The sequence below is a fragment of the Ensifer sp. NM-2 genome (genome assembly GCF_003024455.1).
Classification (GTDB): Bacteria; Pseudomonadota; Alphaproteobacteria; order Rhizobiales; family Rhizobiaceae; genus Ensifer; species Ensifer canadensis.
Window position 1 is genome coordinate 13,860 of record NZ_PVZR01000037.1, and the last position, 17,195, is coordinate 31,054.

Here is a 17,195-nt window from a genome sequence, read left to right on the forward strand (position 1 = left end):
GTATACAAAGAACCGCCGAGTGCAATTCGGCTGTCAGCTATTCATGCCGAAAGACACCGGTGTTCTCAAGAAAGGATCCGCAGATGGTCTTCACCCCCAAAGGAAAACATCTCGTCGCCGGCGAGTGGCTCGACGGCGCAGGCACCTTCGCCTCGACACCGGCACACGGCCCGGCGCATGACTTCGCGGTCGGCACGGTCGAACTGGTGAACCGCGCCTGCGAGGCGGCGGAAGAAGCGTTCTGGACCTACGGCTATTCGTCGCGGGCCGAACGCGCAGCGTTCCTGCGCGCCATCGCCGACGAGATCGAGGCACGGGCCGAAGCCATTACCGCGATTGGCAGCCAGGAAACCGGCCTGCCGGAAGCGCGGCTGCAGGGCGAACGCGGCCGCACCACCGGTCAGCTGAGACTGTTTGCCGACCATATCGAGGCGGGCGACTACCTCGACCGACGTGTCGATGCGCCCCTCCCCGAGCGCCAGCCGGCGCCCCGTCCGGAAATCCGGCTGATCCAGCGGCCGATCGGCCCGGTCGCCGTTTTTGGCGCCTCCAACTTCCCGCTCGCCTTTTCCACCGCAGGCGGCGATACCGCAGCGGCGCTGGCTGCCGGTTGCCCGGTGGTGGTCAAGGGTCATTCGGCCCATCCCGGCACCGGCGAGATCGTCGCTGAGGCCGTCGAAGCCGCCATCCGCAAGTGCGGCGTTCACCCGGGAGTCTTTTCGCTGATCCAAGGCGGCAGCCGCGACGTCGGCCACGCGCTCGTCAAGCATCCGCTGATCAAGGCCGTCGGCTTCACCGGCTCGCTCGCCGGCGGACGCGCGCTCTTCGATCTGTGCGCCGCCCGCCCCGAACCAATCCCGTTCTTCGGCGAGCTCGGCTCGGTCAACCCGATGTTCCTGCTGCCGGAAGCCTTGAAGGCACGTGCCGAGGCGCTTGGACAGGGCTGGGCCGGTTCGCTGACCATGGGTGCCGGCCAGTTCTGCACCAATCCCGGCATCGCGGTGGTGATCGAAGGATCCGATGCTGACCGCTTCACGGCCGCTGCCGTCGATGCGCTCGCAAAGGTGGCGCCGCAGACCATGCTGACCGATGGCATCGCCAAGGCCTACCGCGACGGCCAGGAGCGTTTCACCACCCGCAACAGCGTCAAGCCGCTGCTCGAGACCAGCTCGTCGGACCGCGCCGCGTCGCCCAACCTGTTCGAGACGACCGGCAGCCAGTTTCTGGCCGACCATGCGCTCGGCGAGGAAGTCTTCGGCCCGCTCGGCCTCGTCGTCCGGGTAAATTCGGAAGCCGAGATGGAACAGCTCGCGCGCGGTCTCCAGGGACAGCTGACGGTCACCGTGCACATGGATGCCGGCGACATCGAGCCGGCCCGTCGCCTGCGCCCCATCCTTGAGCGCAAGGCGGGCCGCCTGCTCGTCAACGGTTTCCCGACCGGTGTCGAGGTCGTCGATTCCATGGTGCATGGCGGGCCGTATCCGGCCTCGACGAACTTTGGCGCGACCAGCGTCGGCACCATGTCGATCCGCCGCTTCCTGCGTCCGGTCTCCTACCAGAACCTGCCGGAAGCCCTGCTGCCGGAAGATTTCCTGAACTGATCCGCGACCGATCGCTGCGCAGGGACCCCATTTTGCGAAACAAATGGGATCCCTGCGGGCCAATGACGTCACGATCATATACTTTTTGTATACTGTTTGTATTTTTAAGTTGATTTACGCTCTCCAACGCGGAATATTGCGCTCGCCGTCAAACGGCGCACCAATTCAGGGAGAGAGAAAAATGAAGACCTCGGTCCTAGCCTTCGGCCTCGTTGCCGCCACTGCTCTGACCAGCCCGGCCCACGCCGACAAGCTGGATGACATCATCGGCTCGGGTACGCTGCGTTGCGCAGTGGTTCTCGACTTCCCGCCGATGGGTTCTCGCGACGAGAACAACAATCCGGTCGGCTTCGACGTCGACTACTGCAACGACCTTGCCAAGGCGCTGGGCGTCACGGCCGAGATCGTCGAAACTCCCTTCCCCGAGCGCATTCCCGCGCTGATGTCCGGCCGCGTTGACGTCGGCGTCGCCTCGACCTCCGATACGCTCGAGCGTGCCAAGACCGTCGGCATGACCGTTCCCTACTTCGCCTTCGAAATGGCCGTTACCGCCAACGACAAGACCGGCATCAAGTCCTTCGAGGACATGAAGGGCAAGGTCGTCGGCGCCACCGCCGGCACCTTCGAAGCGATCGCGCTGGAAAAGCAGGTCAAGGAATGGGGTGCGGGCGAATTCCGTCCTTACCAGACGCAGGCCGACGTCTTCCTCGCGCTTAGCCAGGGCCAGATCGACGCAACGGTGTCGACCTCGACCGTGGCGCAGGCCAACGTGAAGACCGGCAAGTTCGCCGGTATCTCGGTTGTCGGCAAGGCGCCGTTCGACATCGACTACGTGGCTCTCTTCACCAACCGCGAAGAATACGGCCTCATCAACTACCTCAACCTCTTCATCAACCAGCAGGTCCGCACCGGCCGCTATGCCGAACTCTACGAGAAGTGGGTCGGCGGCGAACTGCCTTCGCTGGCGGTGAACGGCGTCTACCGCTAATCTGTCCGTTTCTCTGGCGGCGCGAGGCAAACGTCTCGCGCCGTTGTACCAACCTGCGCTGATATTGACCGATTGCGTGGGACCGTGTGCGGTCATCCGGCAAGGAGCGGACCTTAGAGCGATGCCTTGGCATCGGTCGAGGATTGCGACACTGCCGGTGGCCGACACACGGCCCACCCGAAGGGCCGGGCGCTTTTGGCCCCCGGACCGCGTCGACAATCCTCACCGGACCGTCTGGTCCGGTTGCGGTTGTCTGCTTGCCGGAAGCTAAAATCGCTCCGGCGCAATCGGCCAATATCAGCGCAGGTTGGTACCACTCATTTTCGAAAAGGTGAGACGGCGATGTTCAATTACTCCTTCCACTGGAACCAGGCGCTGAAAGCATTGCCGCAAATGCTTGACGGCGCGCTGGTCACGCTGCAGATCGCGCTGCTGTCGATGCTCATCGGCGTCATTTGCGCGCTCGCCCTGACCGGGTTCCGCCTGTCCGGCAATCGCATCCTCAGTGGCTTTGCCACCGCCTGGATCGAGATCGCGCGCAACACCCCCGCGCTGTTCCAGATCTACATGGCCCATTTCGGCCTCGGCAATTTCGGCATCCATCTGAGCCCCTACACGGCGCTGCTCGTCGGCATTGCCTTCAACAATGCGGGCTATCTGGCTGAAAACTTCCGCGGCGCCCTGAAAGCGATCCCGGATACGCAGACCCGTGCCGGCCGTTCGCTCGGCATGACGGCGCTGCAGGCCTTCCGCTACATCATCCTGCCGCAGATGCTGCGCGTCGCCTTCCTGCCGACCACCAACCAGATGGTCTGGGCAATCCTGATGACCTCACTCGGCGTCACCGTCGGCATGAACACCGACCTCGCCGGCATCACCCAGGAACTGAACGCCCGGTCCTTCCGCACCTTCGAATTCTTCGCCCTGGCAGCCGTGATCTACTACGTGATCGCCAAGGCCGTGACCCTCGCTGCCCGAGCAATCGCCTCGCGCATGTTCCGTTACTGAGAGAGGTGAGAGATGTTCAATACCGCCCTCACCTGGAGTGATCTCGCCTTCCTTGCACAGGGTGCGGCGATGACGCTCGCCGTCACCGCCGTTTCGGTTACCGCCGGTACGCTGCTCGGCATCCTCTTCGGGGTGATCCGTGTTCAAGCCGGCCCCTACTGGTCGGCGCCGCTGACCTTCGTGCTCGACGTGTTTCGCTCCGTTCCGCTCCTGATCCAGCTCGTGTTGGCCAATGCCTTCCAGTCCATCGCCAAAATGGGCTGGGGGCCGTTCACGACCTCTTGCGTGGTGCTGTCGCTCTACACGGCCGCCTATTGCACCGAGATCGTGCGCGGCGGCATCTCGTCGGTGCCGCCGACCACACGCCGCGCGGCACGCTCGCTGGGCATGACCTGGTGGCAGGACATGCGCTACATCGTGGCGCCGCTTGCCACCCGCGTTTCGCTTCCGTCCTGGATCGGCCTCACGCTCGGCGTCATGAAGGACTCGGCACTCGTGCTCTGGCTCGGTCTGATCGAGCTTCTGCGCGCCTCGCAGATTCTCGTCACCCGCCTGCAGGAACCGCTGTTCATTCTCCTGATCTGTGGTGCAATCTATTTCCTCATCAGCTTCCCCATCGCCCGGCTTGGTGGGTATCTCGAAAAACGGTGGTCCCCCAATGATTGAGATTGAAAACGTTCGCAAATCCTTCGGCCCGTTGGAAGTTCTGAAGGGTATCGACCTCACCGTGAAGAAGGGCGAAGTCCTGACCATCATCGGCGGCTCCGGTTCGGGTAAGTCAACGCTGCTAACCTGCATCAACGGGCTCGAGACCATAGACGGCGGACGAATCGTGGTCGACGGCACCGATGTGCATGCAAAAGCGACGAACCTCAACAAGCTGCGCCGTAAGCTCGGCATCGTCTTCCAGCAGTTCAACGCCTTCCCGCATCTGACCGTGCTCGAAAACGTTATGCTCGCACCGCGCAAGGTGCTGGGTCAGTCGAAAGCCGAGGCCGAGGCCATGGCCGTAAAACAGCTCACTCATGTCGGCCTTGGCGACAAGCTTTCGGTCTATCCCAACCGCATGTCGGGCGGCCAGCAGCAGCGCATGGCGATTGCCCGCGCCCTTGCCATGTCCCCGGCCTACATGCTGTTCGACGAAGTGACCTCGGCGCTCGACCCGCAGCTCGTCGGCGAAGTGCTCGACACGCTGCGCATGCTCGCCTCCGAAGGCATGACGATGATCTGCGTCACCCACGAGATGAAATTCGCCCGCGAAGTGTCCGATCGGGTGGCCTTCTTCCACAAGGGCGTGATGGCCGAGATCGCCCCGCCGGAGGAGCTGTTCGGCGCGCCGAAGGATCCGGAATTGCAGAAGTTCCTGGCAGCGACGCATTGAGCCGATCATGAAGGATGCAGCTCAGCCTGACGTCATCGTCATCGGCGCCGGCGTTGTCGGCCTTTCCGCCGCGATAGCGGCCCAGGCACGGGGGCTTTCGGTCACCGTGCTCGACCGGGAAGGCCCGGCAGCTGGAGCCTCGGCGGGAAACGCCGGGGCCTTCGCCTTCACCGACATCCTGCCGCTCGCCTCGCCCGGCATCCTCAAGAAGGCGCCGAAATGGCTGCTCGACCCGCTCGGGCCGCTGAGCATCCCGCCGGCCTACGCCGCGCAGATCGCGCCGTGGATGTTCCGTTTCTGGCGCGCCTGCTCGCCAAAGCGGGTGGCGCATTCGACGGCCGCCCAGACGGCGATGATGGACCTCTCCAAGGTCGAGTTGGAGCCGTTCCTTGCCGCAACCGGCACCCTGCCGATGCTGCGCAAGGATGGCAATCTTCAGGTCTATGAAAGCGAAGCCGAACTCAAGGCTTCGCTGCCCGGATGGCGGGCGCGTGCGGACCATGGCATCGAATTCCGCCATATGGGCGCAGCCGAGATGGCTGAGATCCAGCCGGGTCTGGCGCCCCGCTTCACCCATGGCACCTTTACGCCGGGCTGGTTTTCCATTGCCGACCCGAAGCTCTATACGCTGGCGCTGGCAGAACACTTCCGCGCCAAGGGCGGGGCGATCGAGCGCGCCGACGTTACGGCCCTGGCGCCAATCGATGGCGGCGTCGAAATTCGGACCACAAGTGGCGCGACGCGGCGGGCGGCACAGGTCGTGCTCGCGGCCGGTGCGTTCTCCCACCGGATTGCCAAATCTCTCGGCGAGAGCATCCCGCTCGAAACCGAGCGCGGCTACAACACCACGCTGCCGGCAGACGCCTTCGACCTGCGCACGCAGGTCACCTTCGGCGGCCATGGCTTCGTCGTCACCCGGCTCTCGACCGGTGTCCGTGTCGGCGGCGCAGTCGAGCTCGGCGGGTTGCAACTGCCGCCGAACTACCGCCGGTCCGAAGCCATGCTGCAGAAGGCACGAACCTTCCTGCCGGGGCTCAAGCCCGAAGGTGGCGTGCAGTGGATGGGCTTCCGCCCGTCGCTGCCCGACAGCCTTCCGGCCATCGGCCGCGCCCGCGCGACATCGCGGGTCGTCTACGCTTTCGGTCACGGCCATCTCGGCCTGACCCAATCGGCGGGCACCGCCCGGCTCGTCGCGGATCTTTTGACCGGCCAGGCTCCGACGATTGACATCGCCCCCTTCTCGCCTCAACGGTTCTGACAGAGGTTTCGACCATGGCCACCTACACCTTCTCCTGTATCGACGGGCACACCTGCGGCAATCCCGTCCGCCTCGTTTCCGGCGGCGGTCCTCGTCTTGAGGGCGCCAACATGCTGGAAAAGCGCGCCCATTTCCTCAGAGAATTCGACTGGATCCGCACCGGCCTGATGTTCGAGCCGCGCGGACATGACATGATGTCCGGCTCGATCCTCTATCCGCCGACACGGCCCGATTGCGATGTCGCCGTGCTGTTCATCGAGACCTCCGGCTGCCTGCCGATGTGCGGCCACGGCACCATCGGCACGATCACCATGGCGATCGAGAACGGACTGATCACGCCGCGCGAGCCCGGCAAGCTGTCGATCGACGCGCCTGCCGGCAAGGTCGACATCAGCTATCGCCAGGAGGGCCGCTTCGTCGAGGAAGTGCGCCTGACCAACGTCCCCGGCTTCCTCTATGCCGAGGGACTGACGGCCGAAGTCGAGGGCCTCGGAGAGATCGTCGTCGACGTCGCCTATGGCGGCAACTTCTACGCCATCGTCGAGCCGCAGAAGAATTTTCGCGATATGGCCGACCACACGGCCGGCGAGCTGATCGGCTGGAGCCCGAAACTGCGCGCCGCCTTGAACGCGAAGTACGAGTTCGTGCATCCCGAGCACCCGGAGATCAAGGGGCTCAGCCACATCCAGTGGACGGGCAAGCCGACGCAAGCCGAGGCGCATGCCCGCAACGCCGTGTTCTACGGCGAGAAGGCCATCGACCGCTCGCCCTGCGGCACCGGCACCTCGGCGCGCATGGCGCAGCTTGCCGCCAAGGGCAAGCTGAAGGTCGGCGACGAATTCGTGCATGAATCGATCATCGGCTCGCTGTTCAAGGGTCGGGTGGAGGCCGCGACCAAGGTCGCCGACCGCGATGCCATCATCCCCTCGATCGCCGGATGGGCGCGCATGACCGGTATCAACACGATCTTCATCGATGATCGCGATCCCTTCGCCCACGGCTTCGTCGTAAAATGAACAATCCGTTCTCCGCTCGCAGTATCCTTGGCGGCACGGCCGAGGGGCCGATCGTTGCCGCACCGGAAGCGCTGAGCTTCTGGGGTGGTGTCGATCCGGCGACCGGAGCGGTGATCGATGTTCACCACCCACTGCACGGGACCTGTCTCACGGGCAGTATCCTGATGATGCCGTCGAGCCGGGGCTCCTGCACCGGCTCGGGCGTGCTGCTCGATCTTGCGCTGACCGGTCGTGCGCCGGCCGCGCTTGTCTTTTCCGAAGCCGAGGACGTGCTAACCCTCGGCGCGCTGATTGCAGCCGAGATGTTCGGCAAGCCGCTGCCCGTCCTGCGCCTTTCGTCCGATGCCTTCGCAGCGCTGGCGGAGGCAAAAACCGCGCGCATCACCGATACGGCGATCGAGGCCGACGGCCTGACGATCGAAATCGCACCGCTTGCGACCGCGGCGCTCGATCTTGATGAAGCGGACCTCGCCATGCTGGATGGCCGCGACGGGGTTGCGGTTGAGGTCGCGATGCGCATCATCTGCGCCATGGCGGCGCAGCAGGGCGCAACACGCCTCGTCAGCGTGACGCAAGGGCATATCGACGGCTGCATCTATGCCAGCCCTGCCAATCTCACCTTCGCCGAAAAAATGGCGGATATGGGCGCGCGGGTCCGGCTGCCGACGACAATGAACGCCATTTCTGTCGACCGCGCCAACTGGCAGGCGCAGGGGGTGCCGGCCTCGTTCGGCGATCCGGCCGCGCGGCTGGCCGACGCCTATGTCCGCATGGGCTGCCGTCCGACCTTCACCTGTTCCCCCTATCTGCTCGACAGCGCGCCTGAGGCCGGAGAGGCAATCGCCTGGGCGGAATCCAACGCCGTCATCTACGCCAATACGGTGCTCGGCGCCCGCACCGCGAAGCATCCGGATTTCCTCGACCTCTGCATCGCGCTGACCGGCCGCGCGCCGCTCTCCGGCGTCTATCTCGACGAACACCGCAAGGCCAGCCGCGTCATCGACGTGGAGTTGCCTGAAGGGGTGGACGACGCTTTCTGGCCGCTCATCGGCTATCTCGCTGGGCGGGCTGCACCCGATTGCATCCCGCTTCTGCGTGGCCTCGCGGCTGCAAAGCCTTCGTCCGACGACCTGAAGGCGCTGTGCGCTGCCTTCGGCACCACATCGGCAGCGCCGATGTTGCACATTGAAGGTGTCACGCCGGAGGCGGAAGGTGCTGCGTCAAGCGAAGCTGGCACTGTTGCAATCACCCGCGCCGAGATGGCGGCCGCCTGGACCCTGTTGAACGACGGACCGGAGGATGTGGACCTGGTCGCCATCGGCAGCCCCCACGCCTCGCTGAGCGAATGTCGGGCTCTGGCGGCAGCGCTTGCCGGTCGCAAACGTCACGGGGATGTAGCGGTGATCGTTACGGCCGGCCATCAGGTGATTGCCGCTGCGCGGGCGGAAGGGACACTTGCCGCCCTGGAGGCAAGCGGTGTGCAGGTCCTGCCCGACCTCTGTTGGTGCTCGATCTCTGAACCGGTGTTCCCGACGCGAACCCGCGCGCTGATGACCAATTCCGGCAAATATGCCCATTACGGCCCCGGCCTCTCCGGCCGTGCGGTGCGCCTCGGAAACCTTGCCGATTGCGTGACGGCTGCGCTGACCGGGCGCGTTCAAGCACGGCTGCCGATTTGGCTCTCCCCGGCAGGCCGGTAACGGAACCGCCGACAAGAAGCCGGCAGGTATCGTGATCGGAATGACTTTCCTTGAGGCAACCGCGATGCCTGCGGAGGGCTCTCCTACGCCTACAGATCAGGTGCGCGGTCGACCAGGGTTTGGAACAACACGTTTGCAGCCTCCTGAGGCGTCGAAGCCGCAAACCAGACTGGATCGGTCGTTAGAACGGCGTGCTCCGTCCAAGAGGCAGTGTCGGATGCCTCGCATTCGTAGACGCCGCAGGCGCGGCGCTGCTTTCGATTGAGCGCGATTTCGAGAATGCCCGAAGGTCGCGCGCCCGGCGCATCGAAGATCTGCAGGACGTAACCGCGGAACCCGGTTCTGCCACCGTTGGAATCGATCTCATCGAGAACGGACGGGCAGAGTTCCGCCTGCCCCACCGGAATGGGCCGTGTCCAGAAGGGCCCCTGATCGCCTTGATCTGCGCGCAGCATCGCACTCGCCTCCGTCCCCTCGGGGCAGCGAGCTTAACACTTGATCACCTCGAGTTCAGCCGACCCAGAATAGAATGCGGTCGAACGCTGTGACATGCTGGGTTGCAAAGCGTACCACTTCCGAGTGAGGATCCGGATTGGCGGGTCGTGCTGATCCTGCACCGGCTACTGCGAGCGGTAGAGTACGCGGCAAGCGTCACACGACAGACGCGGGCCCATGCGATCGTTCACCGTGGCGGAGCGCATTTCCAGCAAAAGTGCGAAGCCGTTTTCCGGCAGGAAATGCTTGGAAATAAGGAGATAGAGCGTTTCTGCGGCTCCGTTTGAACCGGAGAGGCTCTGGCAACATGAGGTTGGAAAAATGCACAGATTGCTCAGCGGACTGTCAGTCATTGCATTCGTGGGATTTACGATCGGCATTGGCGCAACGGACCCCGCCGCAGCCGCAAATACACCCAAAGAACGCTCAACGCGCAATGCCGATGTACCGGCGAAAACCGCCACTACTCCAGCAAGAGGCAAGCGTCCCACCGTTGTCGTAAACCACCCTCCTCCGAGGAACGGAGCCTACTACAAGGGCATATTCCGCGAATGATGATGGGGGTACCAAGCACTGCCTAGCGGCAACGATCACGGCGAATATTTGCAGCTTTACAACCCGGGTTACGGCGAAAGCCTCTCTTCGAGATCGTCCAGCGCGACGACTATCGCGGTTAAAGTATCTGCGACCAGGGGGGCTCCTCTCCCTTGGGATTCGATCCAATATCGAACGGCCAACACGATGTTTACACCATACGAGCAAATGCTCGCCGGTACCCCTTCAAACTGAGGGTACTGCTCTCGGTGGCCATGGCTGTATTCTACCACTGCGTGCAGCCACATGGTCGCAGGCGGCCATGCCGACCGGAGCAAGGGCAATTTATCCGGAGCCGGCCTCAGCTTTCGTTTTCAAAGTCCGATTTGATGATCTACCGGAAGTTTCGACCGAGAGGTCCTTGCTCTCAGGCCGGGTCACCACGCCGCAATGCCGAGCATCGCAGTCAAGACATCATCGTGCAAAGCATGGCCAGACGGCCGACAAAAATCCCTTCGTCAACACACGTGCCTGGCCCGGCAGAAGGGTCCGGCCAAAAGGAGGTCTCATGTCTCTCCACCAGGCATTCCTGGATTTCGGTTATGATCCAACCATCGTCGAGGTCGGGCGCACCATTCGGCCCAAGACGACAGGCGCGCCACCGGCTTCAGCAACCGTTAACGCCCAATATCTGCCACCACCGCAGGCGCAGGGCACGGCTCAGCATGTCGGCAGTCCCGGCAGCTGTGCAGCCTGGGCGTCTACCTATGGTCTTGCGACCTACACGGCGGCCGCCGCATCCGGCCAGACGCCGTCGGGCGCGTCGCAACAGGCAAGCCCCGCCAACATCTATATCGAGGTCATGATCAACGATGGTCAGAAGACGTGCAGCGGCTCGAATCTGGCGTCCTACCTCAACATCCTGCAGCAGGGCGGCACGCCCAATTGGGCGACGGCCCCCTACTACCCCAACTGCCCCGAACTTTGGTCCAGCTACGACCCCGACGCCACCGCCGATACCAGCTTCCAGATCCCCGGTTGGGCCATCGTCGAAACATCGGATCTCGACGCGATCAAGGCCATCATCGCTGATGGTGGTGCTCTGTGCTACGGCACGGCCCTCAATTCCGGCTTCATGAGCTATAGCGGCCCTGGGTCATTGACGGGGCCGCTCGACAAGGTGCGGGGCGCCAACGGCAAGCTTGTCGGCCACTGCATGCTGATCATCGGCTACGACGATGCGCAGCAGGCGATCCTCATCCAGAACAGCTTCGGACCGGATTGGGGCTGCCAATGGAACGGCAGCGGCGGTTACATCTGGATGAGCTACGAGCTGTTTCAGTACCTGGCACAGGGCCAGGCCATGTATGTGACGAGCTAAGCCAGAGGAGCGAAGCTTCCCTCACGCACGCTATCCGGACGCCGCCGCGATCATGTGCGGCGGCGTCCGGTGAAAGGCGAAATCGTCGTGTGGTTTATCGCGGCGTGACGTCGAAACCGAACCACTTTTCCGAAAGCGTCTTGATCGTGCCGTCCGCCTTAGCGGCAGCAATCGCCTCGTTGAACAGTGTCTTCAGATCCGGATCCGTCTTGCGCAGGCCGACGGAACTGCCGCGACCGAGAAAGCCGCCCTGGAACCGGGGACCGGTGGTGGTCATGTCCTCATTGCCCGGCTTTTCGGAAGCCGTCGTCAGGTAAGCCATCGAGGCCATTACCAGGTCGACGCGGCCAGCCGCGAGATCGAGATCGTGCTCTTCGGTCGTCTTGTATTCGCGCACCTCGACGACGCCCTTCAGATATTTGTCAACGAAGGCGGCACCGGTCGAGGCGATCTGGACGCCAATCGTCTTGCCTTCGAGCAGCGGCTTCAACTTCTCGATCTCGGCGGTAGCACCTGCCTCGTTCGAAGCGAGCGAAAACACCACGCCCTTTTCAGGCAGTGATGCGAGCGGACCGGATTTCAGCGTGGCGAAGGCCTGGCCGGTCGAACCGTAGGAGTCGCTGAAATCGATAACCTGCTCGCGCTTGGCTGTTGCCGACATCCCGGAAATGATCGCATCGAACTTGCCGGCATTCAGCGCCGGGATCATGCCGTCAAAGTTCTGGACGCTGATCTCGCACTCGACCTTCATATGGGTGCAGAGGTATTTGCTGAGCTCGATCTCGTAGCCGTCAAGCGTGCCGTCGGGCTTGGTGAAATTGTAAGGCTTGAAGCCGCCTTCGGTGGCGATCGTCACATGTGTCCAGGTCTTGTTTTCCGCATGCGCGCCATTGGCGGCGAACATCATCGTCGCGATGCACAGGGCCTTCATTGTCGATTTGGTGTGGTTCATTGGTAGTTCCCCTTTTTTGAGTGGTTAGAGCCGCCGGTTCACGCCTTGATGAACCGACGGAAGCGTTCGGATTTGGCGTTGCCAAATACCTCGTCCGGTCGACCGTCTTCCTCGATCTGACCCTGGTGAAGAAAAATGACCCGGCTGGAGACATCGCGGGCGAACCCCATTTCATGGGTCACGACCAGCATCGTGCGTCCCTCTTCGGCGAGCGCGCGCATGACGCGCAGCACCTCGCCGACGAGTTCCGGGTCGAGCGCCGATGTCGGCTCGTCGAACAGCATCACGGCCGGACGCATCGCCAGCGCGCGGGCGATTGCCGCGCGCTGCTGCTGGCCGCCGGACAGGTGCGCCGGATAATGATTGCGCTTGGCCGCGATCCCGACCTTGGCGAGAAGGGCTTCAGCCTCTTCGAGGCACTCGGCGCGAGGGCGCTTCTGCACATGGATCGGCGCCTCGATGACGTTCTCCAGCACCGTCTTGTGCGACCAGAGATTAAAGCTCTGGAACACCATGCCGAGCCGTGAGCGGATGCGATCCACCTGGGCACGATCCCTCGGACGGCTCTTGCCGTTGCCGGCAGCAAGCATCTCGATCGTTTCGCCCGCGACCGTGACCTCGCCACGATCCGGCGTTTCGAGCATATTGATGCAGCGAAGCAGTGTCGATTTTCCCGAACCGGACGAGCCGAGGATGGAGACGACCTCGCCTTCGCGCGCGTCGAGCGAGATGCCTTTCAAGACCTCGATCGGACCGAAGCTCTTGTGGATGTCCCGAACGCTGATGGCGACGGGCGCAATGGACGACGCGGGCGAACTCAATGCGCTTCTCCTTCGATGATGGCGGGCAGCACCGCAACCGGCTGCCTGAGATGCGGGCTCAGCCGGAACTCGACGAGCTGCACCAGGCGGGTGAGCAGGAAGTTGATGGTGAGATAGATGGCGCCGGCGACGACGAACACTTCGATCGCGCGGTAGCTCTCCGAGATGATGCGCGCCGCAACGCCGGTCACTTCCATCAGGGTGATGATCGATGCGAGTGAGGTCGCCTTGACCATCGAAATCATCTCGTTGCCGTAGCCGGGCAGCGCCTGCCTGACGCCGAGCGGCAACGTGATGCGCCGGAAGATCATGAAGCGCGACATGCCGCATGCCCTTGCCGCTTCCACCTGTCCAAAGGGCACGGAAAGCAGGCCGCCGCGGACAATCTCGCTGGCATAGGCAGCGGTGTTGAGCGCCAGCGCCAGGACCGCACACCAGTATGGCTCCCTGAGCACGGGCCAAAGCAGGCTGTGTCGGATGGCCGGAAACTGGCTGAGACCGTAGTAGATGATGAAGATCTGCACGAGCAGCGGCGTGCCGCGAAAGACGAAGACATAGGCCTGCGCCAGCCAGCGCAAGGGGGCGGTAGCCGAAAATCGGGCGACAGCGATGCCGACTGCCAGGATCGCGCCGAGGGCAATCGAGTTTGCCGCCAGCAACAGCGTCATGGGAACAGCCGAAACGAGGCTGACAAAGGTTTCCTGAAGGAAGGTCCAGTCCATCAGCTTCTCCTCACGCCGCGGCTGAAATGACGCTCGGCCCGATGCAGGACGGTGCTCGATACCGTCGAGATCATGAGATAGATGCCGCCGGCAATCAGGTAGAAATCAAAGGGCAGCCCGGTGGAGCCGGCAGCAATCTGCGCCTGGCGCAAGAGTTCGGCGACGCCGGTGATCGAGACCAGCGCACTCTCCTTGAGCACCACCTGCCAGACGTTGCCGAGGCCCGGCAGCGCATGCCTGAGGGTCAGCGGCGCGACGATGCGGCGGAACCGGAGCCATCGTGGCATGCCGCAGGCGATCGCCGCCTCTATCTCTCCGGGGTGAACCGCCCTGAAGGCACCACGAAAGACCTCCGTATGCTGCGCGCCCGAGGTGATCCCGACCGCAAGCATGCCGGCAAGGAAGCCGGGAAAGCCGATGAAGCCTTCAGCGCCGAAGAGATGTCCGACGGCGGAGATTGCAGCGGAGCCGCCGAAATAAAGCAGATAGATCACCAAGAGATCGGGAATGCCGCGCAGCACCGTCGTGTAGACGTCGGCAGCGAGGCGCGTCCCTGGTCCGCCCCTCACCTTGGCCCAGGCTCCGAGTACGCCGATGACGGCACCGGTCGCATAGCCCGACAGCGCGATCAGGATCGTCATCATGGCACCGGCAAGGAGGATGTTCCCCCAGCCACCGGGGCCGAAACTGATGAGTTCGAGGATACCGGGCTGGGTCACAAGGTTTGAACTCCCAGTTCCGCAGACCCGGCCGCGCGCGAGGGAAGAGGCGGGTTGACGTCATCGGGGATCGGATTGACGAAAGGCGTGTCGTCGAGACGGCTGCGATGGTCCGCCTTGGCGGCCGCCACCAGTTCTGGGTCCGCCATCAGATCGATGGCAAGGCTCGCCATGGCTTTCGCCGCATGCGCCATGCCCTTGTGCGCGGCCGGCAATTTTCCTTGCGCGACCAACTGCCAGGAATGGCCGGGCGTGCCGATCGCATAGGTCGCACCGCGCATCTGAACCGTCGGGACGACCCAGCTTACGGTTCCGACATCGGTCGAGCCGACGATGCTGCCGTCGCCGCCATAGAGCGGGTAGATCATGTCGCAGAGCGGCTGCCCCTTGCGCGGCGCCAGGCCGAAGCGTGCATAGGACGCGGCGATATCGTCGGGGGAATAGGTCGCCTGAAACTTTCGCGCCGTTTCGAGGTCGGCAGCATCGAAGGCGGCGGGACCCAAATGTTCGAGGCAGGTGTGGAGCCGTGCTTCCAGCGGGGCATTGCCGACGAGATTGGCATCGCCGCTGATCACCTCGTGGCGCACGGTCGTCTCGGTCATCAGTGCTGCCCCTTGCGCGATCTTCTTGACGCGCTCGATCAGGCCGAGCAGATCCGGCAAGGTGCGGGCGCGGATGAGATAGCGCACCGTTGCACGGGCCTGCACGACATTGGGCGCGTCGCCACCGGCATCGGTGATGGCGTAGTGGACGCGGGCGCTCGACGGCATGTGCTCGCGCATGTAGTTGACGCCGACATTCATCAGCTCGACGGCATCGAGCGCGCTGCGGCCGAGATGCGGCGTCGCCGAGGCGTGGGAAGCGCGACCGGAGAAGTGGAAGTTGATCTCGTTGCAGGCAAGCGAGATCGGGTTGTTGACGCCGGAAAAGGCGGCCGGATGCCAGGAGATGGCGATATCGACATCGTCGAAAGCGCCGGCCCGCACCATGAAGCCCTTCGATGAACCGCCCTCTTCGGCGGGGCAGCCGTAATAGCGCACGCGCCCTTTGAGGCCGTTGGCCTTGAGGTAATCCTTGACCGCGGCAGCGGCGAGCATGGAGCCGGAGCCGAGCAGATTGTGGCCGCAGCCGTGGCCGTTGCCGCCCGGCACGACTGGTCGCTCTTCGGCAAGGCCGGCAACCTGGCTCAAGCCAGGGAGCGCATCGAACTCGCCGAGAATGGCGATCACCGGACCACCTTCGCCCGCTTCGCCGATCAGCGCCGTCGGCAGGCCGGCGACATTGCGCTCGATGCGAAACCCCTCCGCCTCAAGCAGGCGGGCATGCTCGCTCGCGGACTGAAGCTCCTCGTAGTTGGTTTCGGGACTGTCCCATACGCGGTCACTAAGCTCGAAGAATTCCGGGCTCTTTTCCTCGACGATCGACCATACGAGTTCGGTATTCTTCATTGGCATTCAGCGTCCCATATGCGATAGTTACCAAAATTGGCGCCAATTTAGGATACAAAAATAAATTGCGCAATGGGCGGCGATGGATATTTTCGGTATCGATCGCAGACGCAAAAACAGACGATCGCTTATGCGAACAAGGCGAGCCCGCGCGGCCCGCTCACAATTGAGCAAACAGGAATGTCCATGACCGAAATGCAAGATGTGACCGAGACTGCGGCCAAGGAGCGGGACGTCACCGATCTCGTTCTCGAGGACATTCTGACCGGCGTGCTGCCAGCCGGCACCTGGCTCAAGCAAATCGATCTCGAAAAGCGATACGATTGCACCCGGCCGGAGGTTCGTCGGGCCCTCGACCGCCTGTCGCAGAAGCGGCTGGTCGAGCACGTGCCCAATCGCGGCTATCACGTTTATCAGCCGGACGGCCGGCGTGCGCAGGAAGTCAGCGATATCCGCGTCATCCTCGAAACAGCGGTGGCCGATCTGATGGTGGAACGGGCCACGCCCGAAAGCATCGCCAGGCTGCGCCAACTCGCCAGCCATTTCGACCAGATGACCATGGTCGGCACGGTGCTGGAGCATTACGAGGCCAACCTCGCCTTCCACCGCGAACTGCTGCTTCTGTCAGGCAATCACGAGCTTGTGGACCTCGTTTCCGAAATCCGCCAACGCACCTCTTCGGCACCGGTCTCGCAGTGGCGCACAAGAGCCCGCGTCGAGCGGTCCGCACGCGAGCATCATATGATGGTCGATGCGCTCGAAACCCGCGATGTCGCCGGCCTCAAACGCCTGATCGAAGCGCATATCCGCCAGACGGGGGATGTTGCCCCAGCTGAAAGCGTTGCGCGCCAAGCATGACGCCCAGCGCTTTCTGGGGGCAAAACCGCCGAATCCCCCTGATTTCTCAGAGTTGTGGCGCTACCGCACAGAACCTAAGCTTGGGCCGAAATTGAGGTTCAGCCATGACAGACACACGCAATCCGCCTGTAACCGATGTCGTAGAGATGCGTGAGGCGCTGGCGGAGTGGTGCACGCAGAACAACTGCACGCAATCGGACCCGCCCGCCAACAAGATCGCGCTCCGGATTTTCGACGTCGCCACCGGGAAAAAACTCAATCGCACAGAAATCCTGGCCCTGCTGTCGAACGGATAGCAACCGTTCGCCGGGTG

The 17,195-nt window shown here is 63.4% G+C and carries 17 protein-coding genes; 11 read left to right on the top strand and 6 right to left on the bottom strand.

Features of this window, described 5'->3' with window-relative positions:
- Positions 1-83: 83 nt before the first annotated feature.
- The 8 genes from C6558_RS37010 (at position 84) to C6558_RS37045 (ending at position 8,952) form a co-directional block, all read left to right on the top strand.
- A complete protein-coding gene (locus tag C6558_RS37010) occupies positions 84-1,601 on the top strand; it encodes an aldehyde dehydrogenase (NADP(+)) (RefSeq protein WP_057210038.1) in 1,518 nt (505 codons plus the stop codon).
- A gap of 181 nt (positions 1,602-1,782) precedes the next feature.
- Entirely contained in the window at positions 1,783-2,589 is an 807-nt protein-coding gene (locus C6558_RS37015) for a transporter substrate-binding domain-containing protein (RefSeq protein ID WP_025429440.1), read from the top strand.
- Positions 2,590-2,931: 342 nt separating this feature from the next.
- Positions 2,932-3,597 carry an amino acid ABC transporter permease gene (locus C6558_RS37020; protein ID WP_025429441.1) on the top strand — a complete coding sequence of 222 codons (666 nt, stop codon included), beginning with the start codon at positions 2,932-2,934 and terminating at the stop codon, positions 3,595-3,597.
- 12 nt (positions 3,598-3,609) lie between these two features.
- On the top strand, positions 3,610-4,263 hold the full coding sequence (locus tag C6558_RS37025; protein ID WP_025429442.1) for an amino acid ABC transporter permease: 654 nt from the start codon (positions 3,610-3,612) through the stop codon (positions 4,261-4,263).
- The gene (locus C6558_RS37030; RefSeq protein ID WP_057210039.1) at positions 4,256-4,978 is read left to right on the top strand and encodes an amino acid ABC transporter ATP-binding protein; all 723 of its coding nucleotides are present in this window, start codon (positions 4,256-4,258) and stop codon (positions 4,976-4,978) included. The genes C6558_RS37025 and C6558_RS37030 overlap by 8 nt, the downstream gene beginning before the upstream one ends.
- 7 nt (positions 4,979-4,985) lie before the next feature.
- Complete coding sequence (locus C6558_RS37035) at positions 4,986-6,236, top strand: FAD-binding oxidoreductase (protein WP_057210041.1); 1,251 nt, start codon at positions 4,986-4,988, stop codon at positions 6,234-6,236.
- Between the two features lie 14 nt (positions 6,237-6,250).
- On the top strand, positions 6,251-7,252 hold the full coding sequence (locus tag C6558_RS37040) for a 4-hydroxyproline epimerase (RefSeq protein ID WP_025429445.1): 1,002 nt from the start codon (positions 6,251-6,253) through the stop codon (positions 7,250-7,252).
- A complete protein-coding gene (locus tag C6558_RS37045) occupies positions 7,249-8,952 on the top strand; it encodes an aconitase X (RefSeq protein ID WP_057210042.1) in 1,704 nt (567 codons plus the stop codon). Before C6558_RS37040 ends, C6558_RS37045 begins: the two co-directional genes overlap by 4 nt.
- 89 nt (positions 8,953-9,041) lie before the next feature.
- On the opposite strand, the gene C6558_RS37050 is transcribed toward C6558_RS37045, so the two are convergent.
- Positions 9,042-9,407, bottom strand: coding sequence for a hypothetical protein (locus tag C6558_RS37050; protein WP_057210044.1), 366 nt, complete (start codon positions 9,405-9,407; stop codon positions 9,042-9,044).
- 1,142 nt (positions 9,408-10,549) lie between these two features.
- Here C6558_RS37050 and C6558_RS37060 point away from each other — a divergent pair.
- Positions 10,550-11,362, top strand: a complete 813-nt coding sequence (locus C6558_RS37060) for a C1 family peptidase (protein ID WP_158269005.1) — start codon at positions 10,550-10,552, stop codon at positions 11,360-11,362.
- A 94-nt stretch (positions 11,363-11,456) separates the two neighbouring features.
- Here the strand turns inward: C6558_RS37060 and C6558_RS37065 are convergent, their stop codons facing one another.
- From C6558_RS37065 to C6558_RS37085, 5 genes are read right to left on the bottom strand one after another with little or no spacing between them, the layout of a single operon-like run.
- A complete protein-coding gene (locus C6558_RS37065) occupies positions 11,457-12,314 on the bottom strand; it encodes a transporter substrate-binding domain-containing protein (protein ID WP_057225536.1) in 858 nt (285 codons plus the stop codon).
- Positions 12,315-12,352: 38 nt separating this feature from the next.
- The gene (locus C6558_RS37070) at positions 12,353-13,135 is read right to left on the bottom strand and encodes an ABC transporter ATP-binding protein (protein WP_057210050.1); all 783 of its coding nucleotides are present in this window, start codon (positions 13,133-13,135) and stop codon (positions 12,353-12,355) included.
- The gene (locus C6558_RS37075) at positions 13,132-13,857 is read right to left on the bottom strand and encodes an ABC transporter permease (RefSeq protein ID WP_057210052.1); all 726 of its coding nucleotides are present in this window, start codon (positions 13,855-13,857) and stop codon (positions 13,132-13,134) included. Before C6558_RS37075 ends, C6558_RS37070 begins: the two co-directional genes overlap by 4 nt.
- Positions 13,857-14,576, bottom strand: a complete 720-nt coding sequence (locus tag C6558_RS37080; protein WP_057210054.1) for an ABC transporter permease — start codon at positions 14,574-14,576, stop codon at positions 13,857-13,859. The genes C6558_RS37075 and C6558_RS37080 overlap by 1 nt, the downstream gene beginning before the upstream one ends.
- On the bottom strand, positions 14,573-16,024 hold the full coding sequence (locus tag C6558_RS37085; RefSeq protein WP_057210056.1) for a M20 family metallopeptidase: 1,452 nt from the start codon (positions 16,022-16,024) through the stop codon (positions 14,573-14,575). Before C6558_RS37085 ends, C6558_RS37080 begins: the two co-directional genes overlap by 4 nt.
- A 180-nt stretch (positions 16,025-16,204) precedes the next feature.
- Between C6558_RS37085 and C6558_RS37090 the strand changes: the two genes are divergently transcribed.
- Together C6558_RS37090 and C6558_RS37095 are read left to right on the top strand one after the other, a co-directional pair.
- On the top strand, positions 16,205-16,882 hold the full coding sequence (locus tag C6558_RS37090) for a GntR family transcriptional regulator (protein ID WP_057210128.1): 678 nt from the start codon (positions 16,205-16,207) through the stop codon (positions 16,880-16,882).
- Positions 16,883-16,986: 104 nt separating this feature from the next.
- Positions 16,987-17,178, top strand: coding sequence for a hypothetical protein (locus C6558_RS37095; protein ID WP_025429455.1), 192 nt, complete (start codon positions 16,987-16,989; stop codon positions 17,176-17,178).
- Positions 17,179-17,195: the final 17 nt, after the last annotated feature.

Coding starts and splice junctions, on each gene's coding strand:
- C6558_RS37010 (WP_057210038.1), top strand. CDS start 84: ATGGTCTTCACCCCCAAAGGAAAACATCTCGTCGCCGGCGAGTGGCTC.
- C6558_RS37015 (WP_025429440.1), top strand. CDS start 1,783: ATGAAGACCTCGGTCCTAGCCTTCGGCCTCGTTGCCGCCACTGCTCTG.
- C6558_RS37020 (WP_025429441.1), top strand. CDS start 2,932: ATGTTCAATTACTCCTTCCACTGGAACCAGGCGCTGAAAGCATTGCCG.
- C6558_RS37025 (WP_025429442.1), top strand. CDS start 3,610: ATGTTCAATACCGCCCTCACCTGGAGTGATCTCGCCTTCCTTGCACAG.
- C6558_RS37030 (WP_057210039.1), top strand. CDS start 4,256: ATGATTGAGATTGAAAACGTTCGCAAATCCTTCGGCCCGTTGGAAGTT.
- C6558_RS37035 (WP_057210041.1), top strand. CDS start 4,986: ATGAAGGATGCAGCTCAGCCTGACGTCATCGTCATCGGCGCCGGCGTT.
- C6558_RS37040 (WP_025429445.1), top strand. CDS start 6,251: ATGGCCACCTACACCTTCTCCTGTATCGACGGGCACACCTGCGGCAAT.
- C6558_RS37045 (WP_057210042.1), top strand. CDS start 7,249: ATGAACAATCCGTTCTCCGCTCGCAGTATCCTTGGCGGCACGGCCGAG.
- C6558_RS37050 (WP_057210044.1), bottom strand. CDS start 9,407: ATGCTGCGCGCAGATCAAGGCGATCAGGGGCCCTTCTGGACACGGCCC.
- C6558_RS37060 (WP_158269005.1), top strand. CDS start 10,550: ATGTCTCTCCACCAGGCATTCCTGGATTTCGGTTATGATCCAACCATC.
- C6558_RS37065 (WP_057225536.1), bottom strand. CDS start 12,314: ATGAACCACACCAAATCGACAATGAAGGCCCTGTGCATCGCGACGATG.
- C6558_RS37075 (WP_057210052.1), bottom strand. CDS start 13,857: ATGGACTGGACCTTCCTTCAGGAAACCTTTGTCAGCCTCGTTTCGGCT.
- C6558_RS37085 (WP_057210056.1), bottom strand. CDS start 16,024: ATGAAGAATACCGAACTCGTATGGTCGATCGTCGAGGAAAAGAGCCCG.
- C6558_RS37090 (WP_057210128.1), top strand. CDS start 16,205: ATGTCCATGACCGAAATGCAAGATGTGACCGAGACTGCGGCCAAGGAG.
- C6558_RS37095 (WP_025429455.1), top strand. CDS start 16,987: ATGACAGACACACGCAATCCGCCTGTAACCGATGTCGTAGAGATGCGT.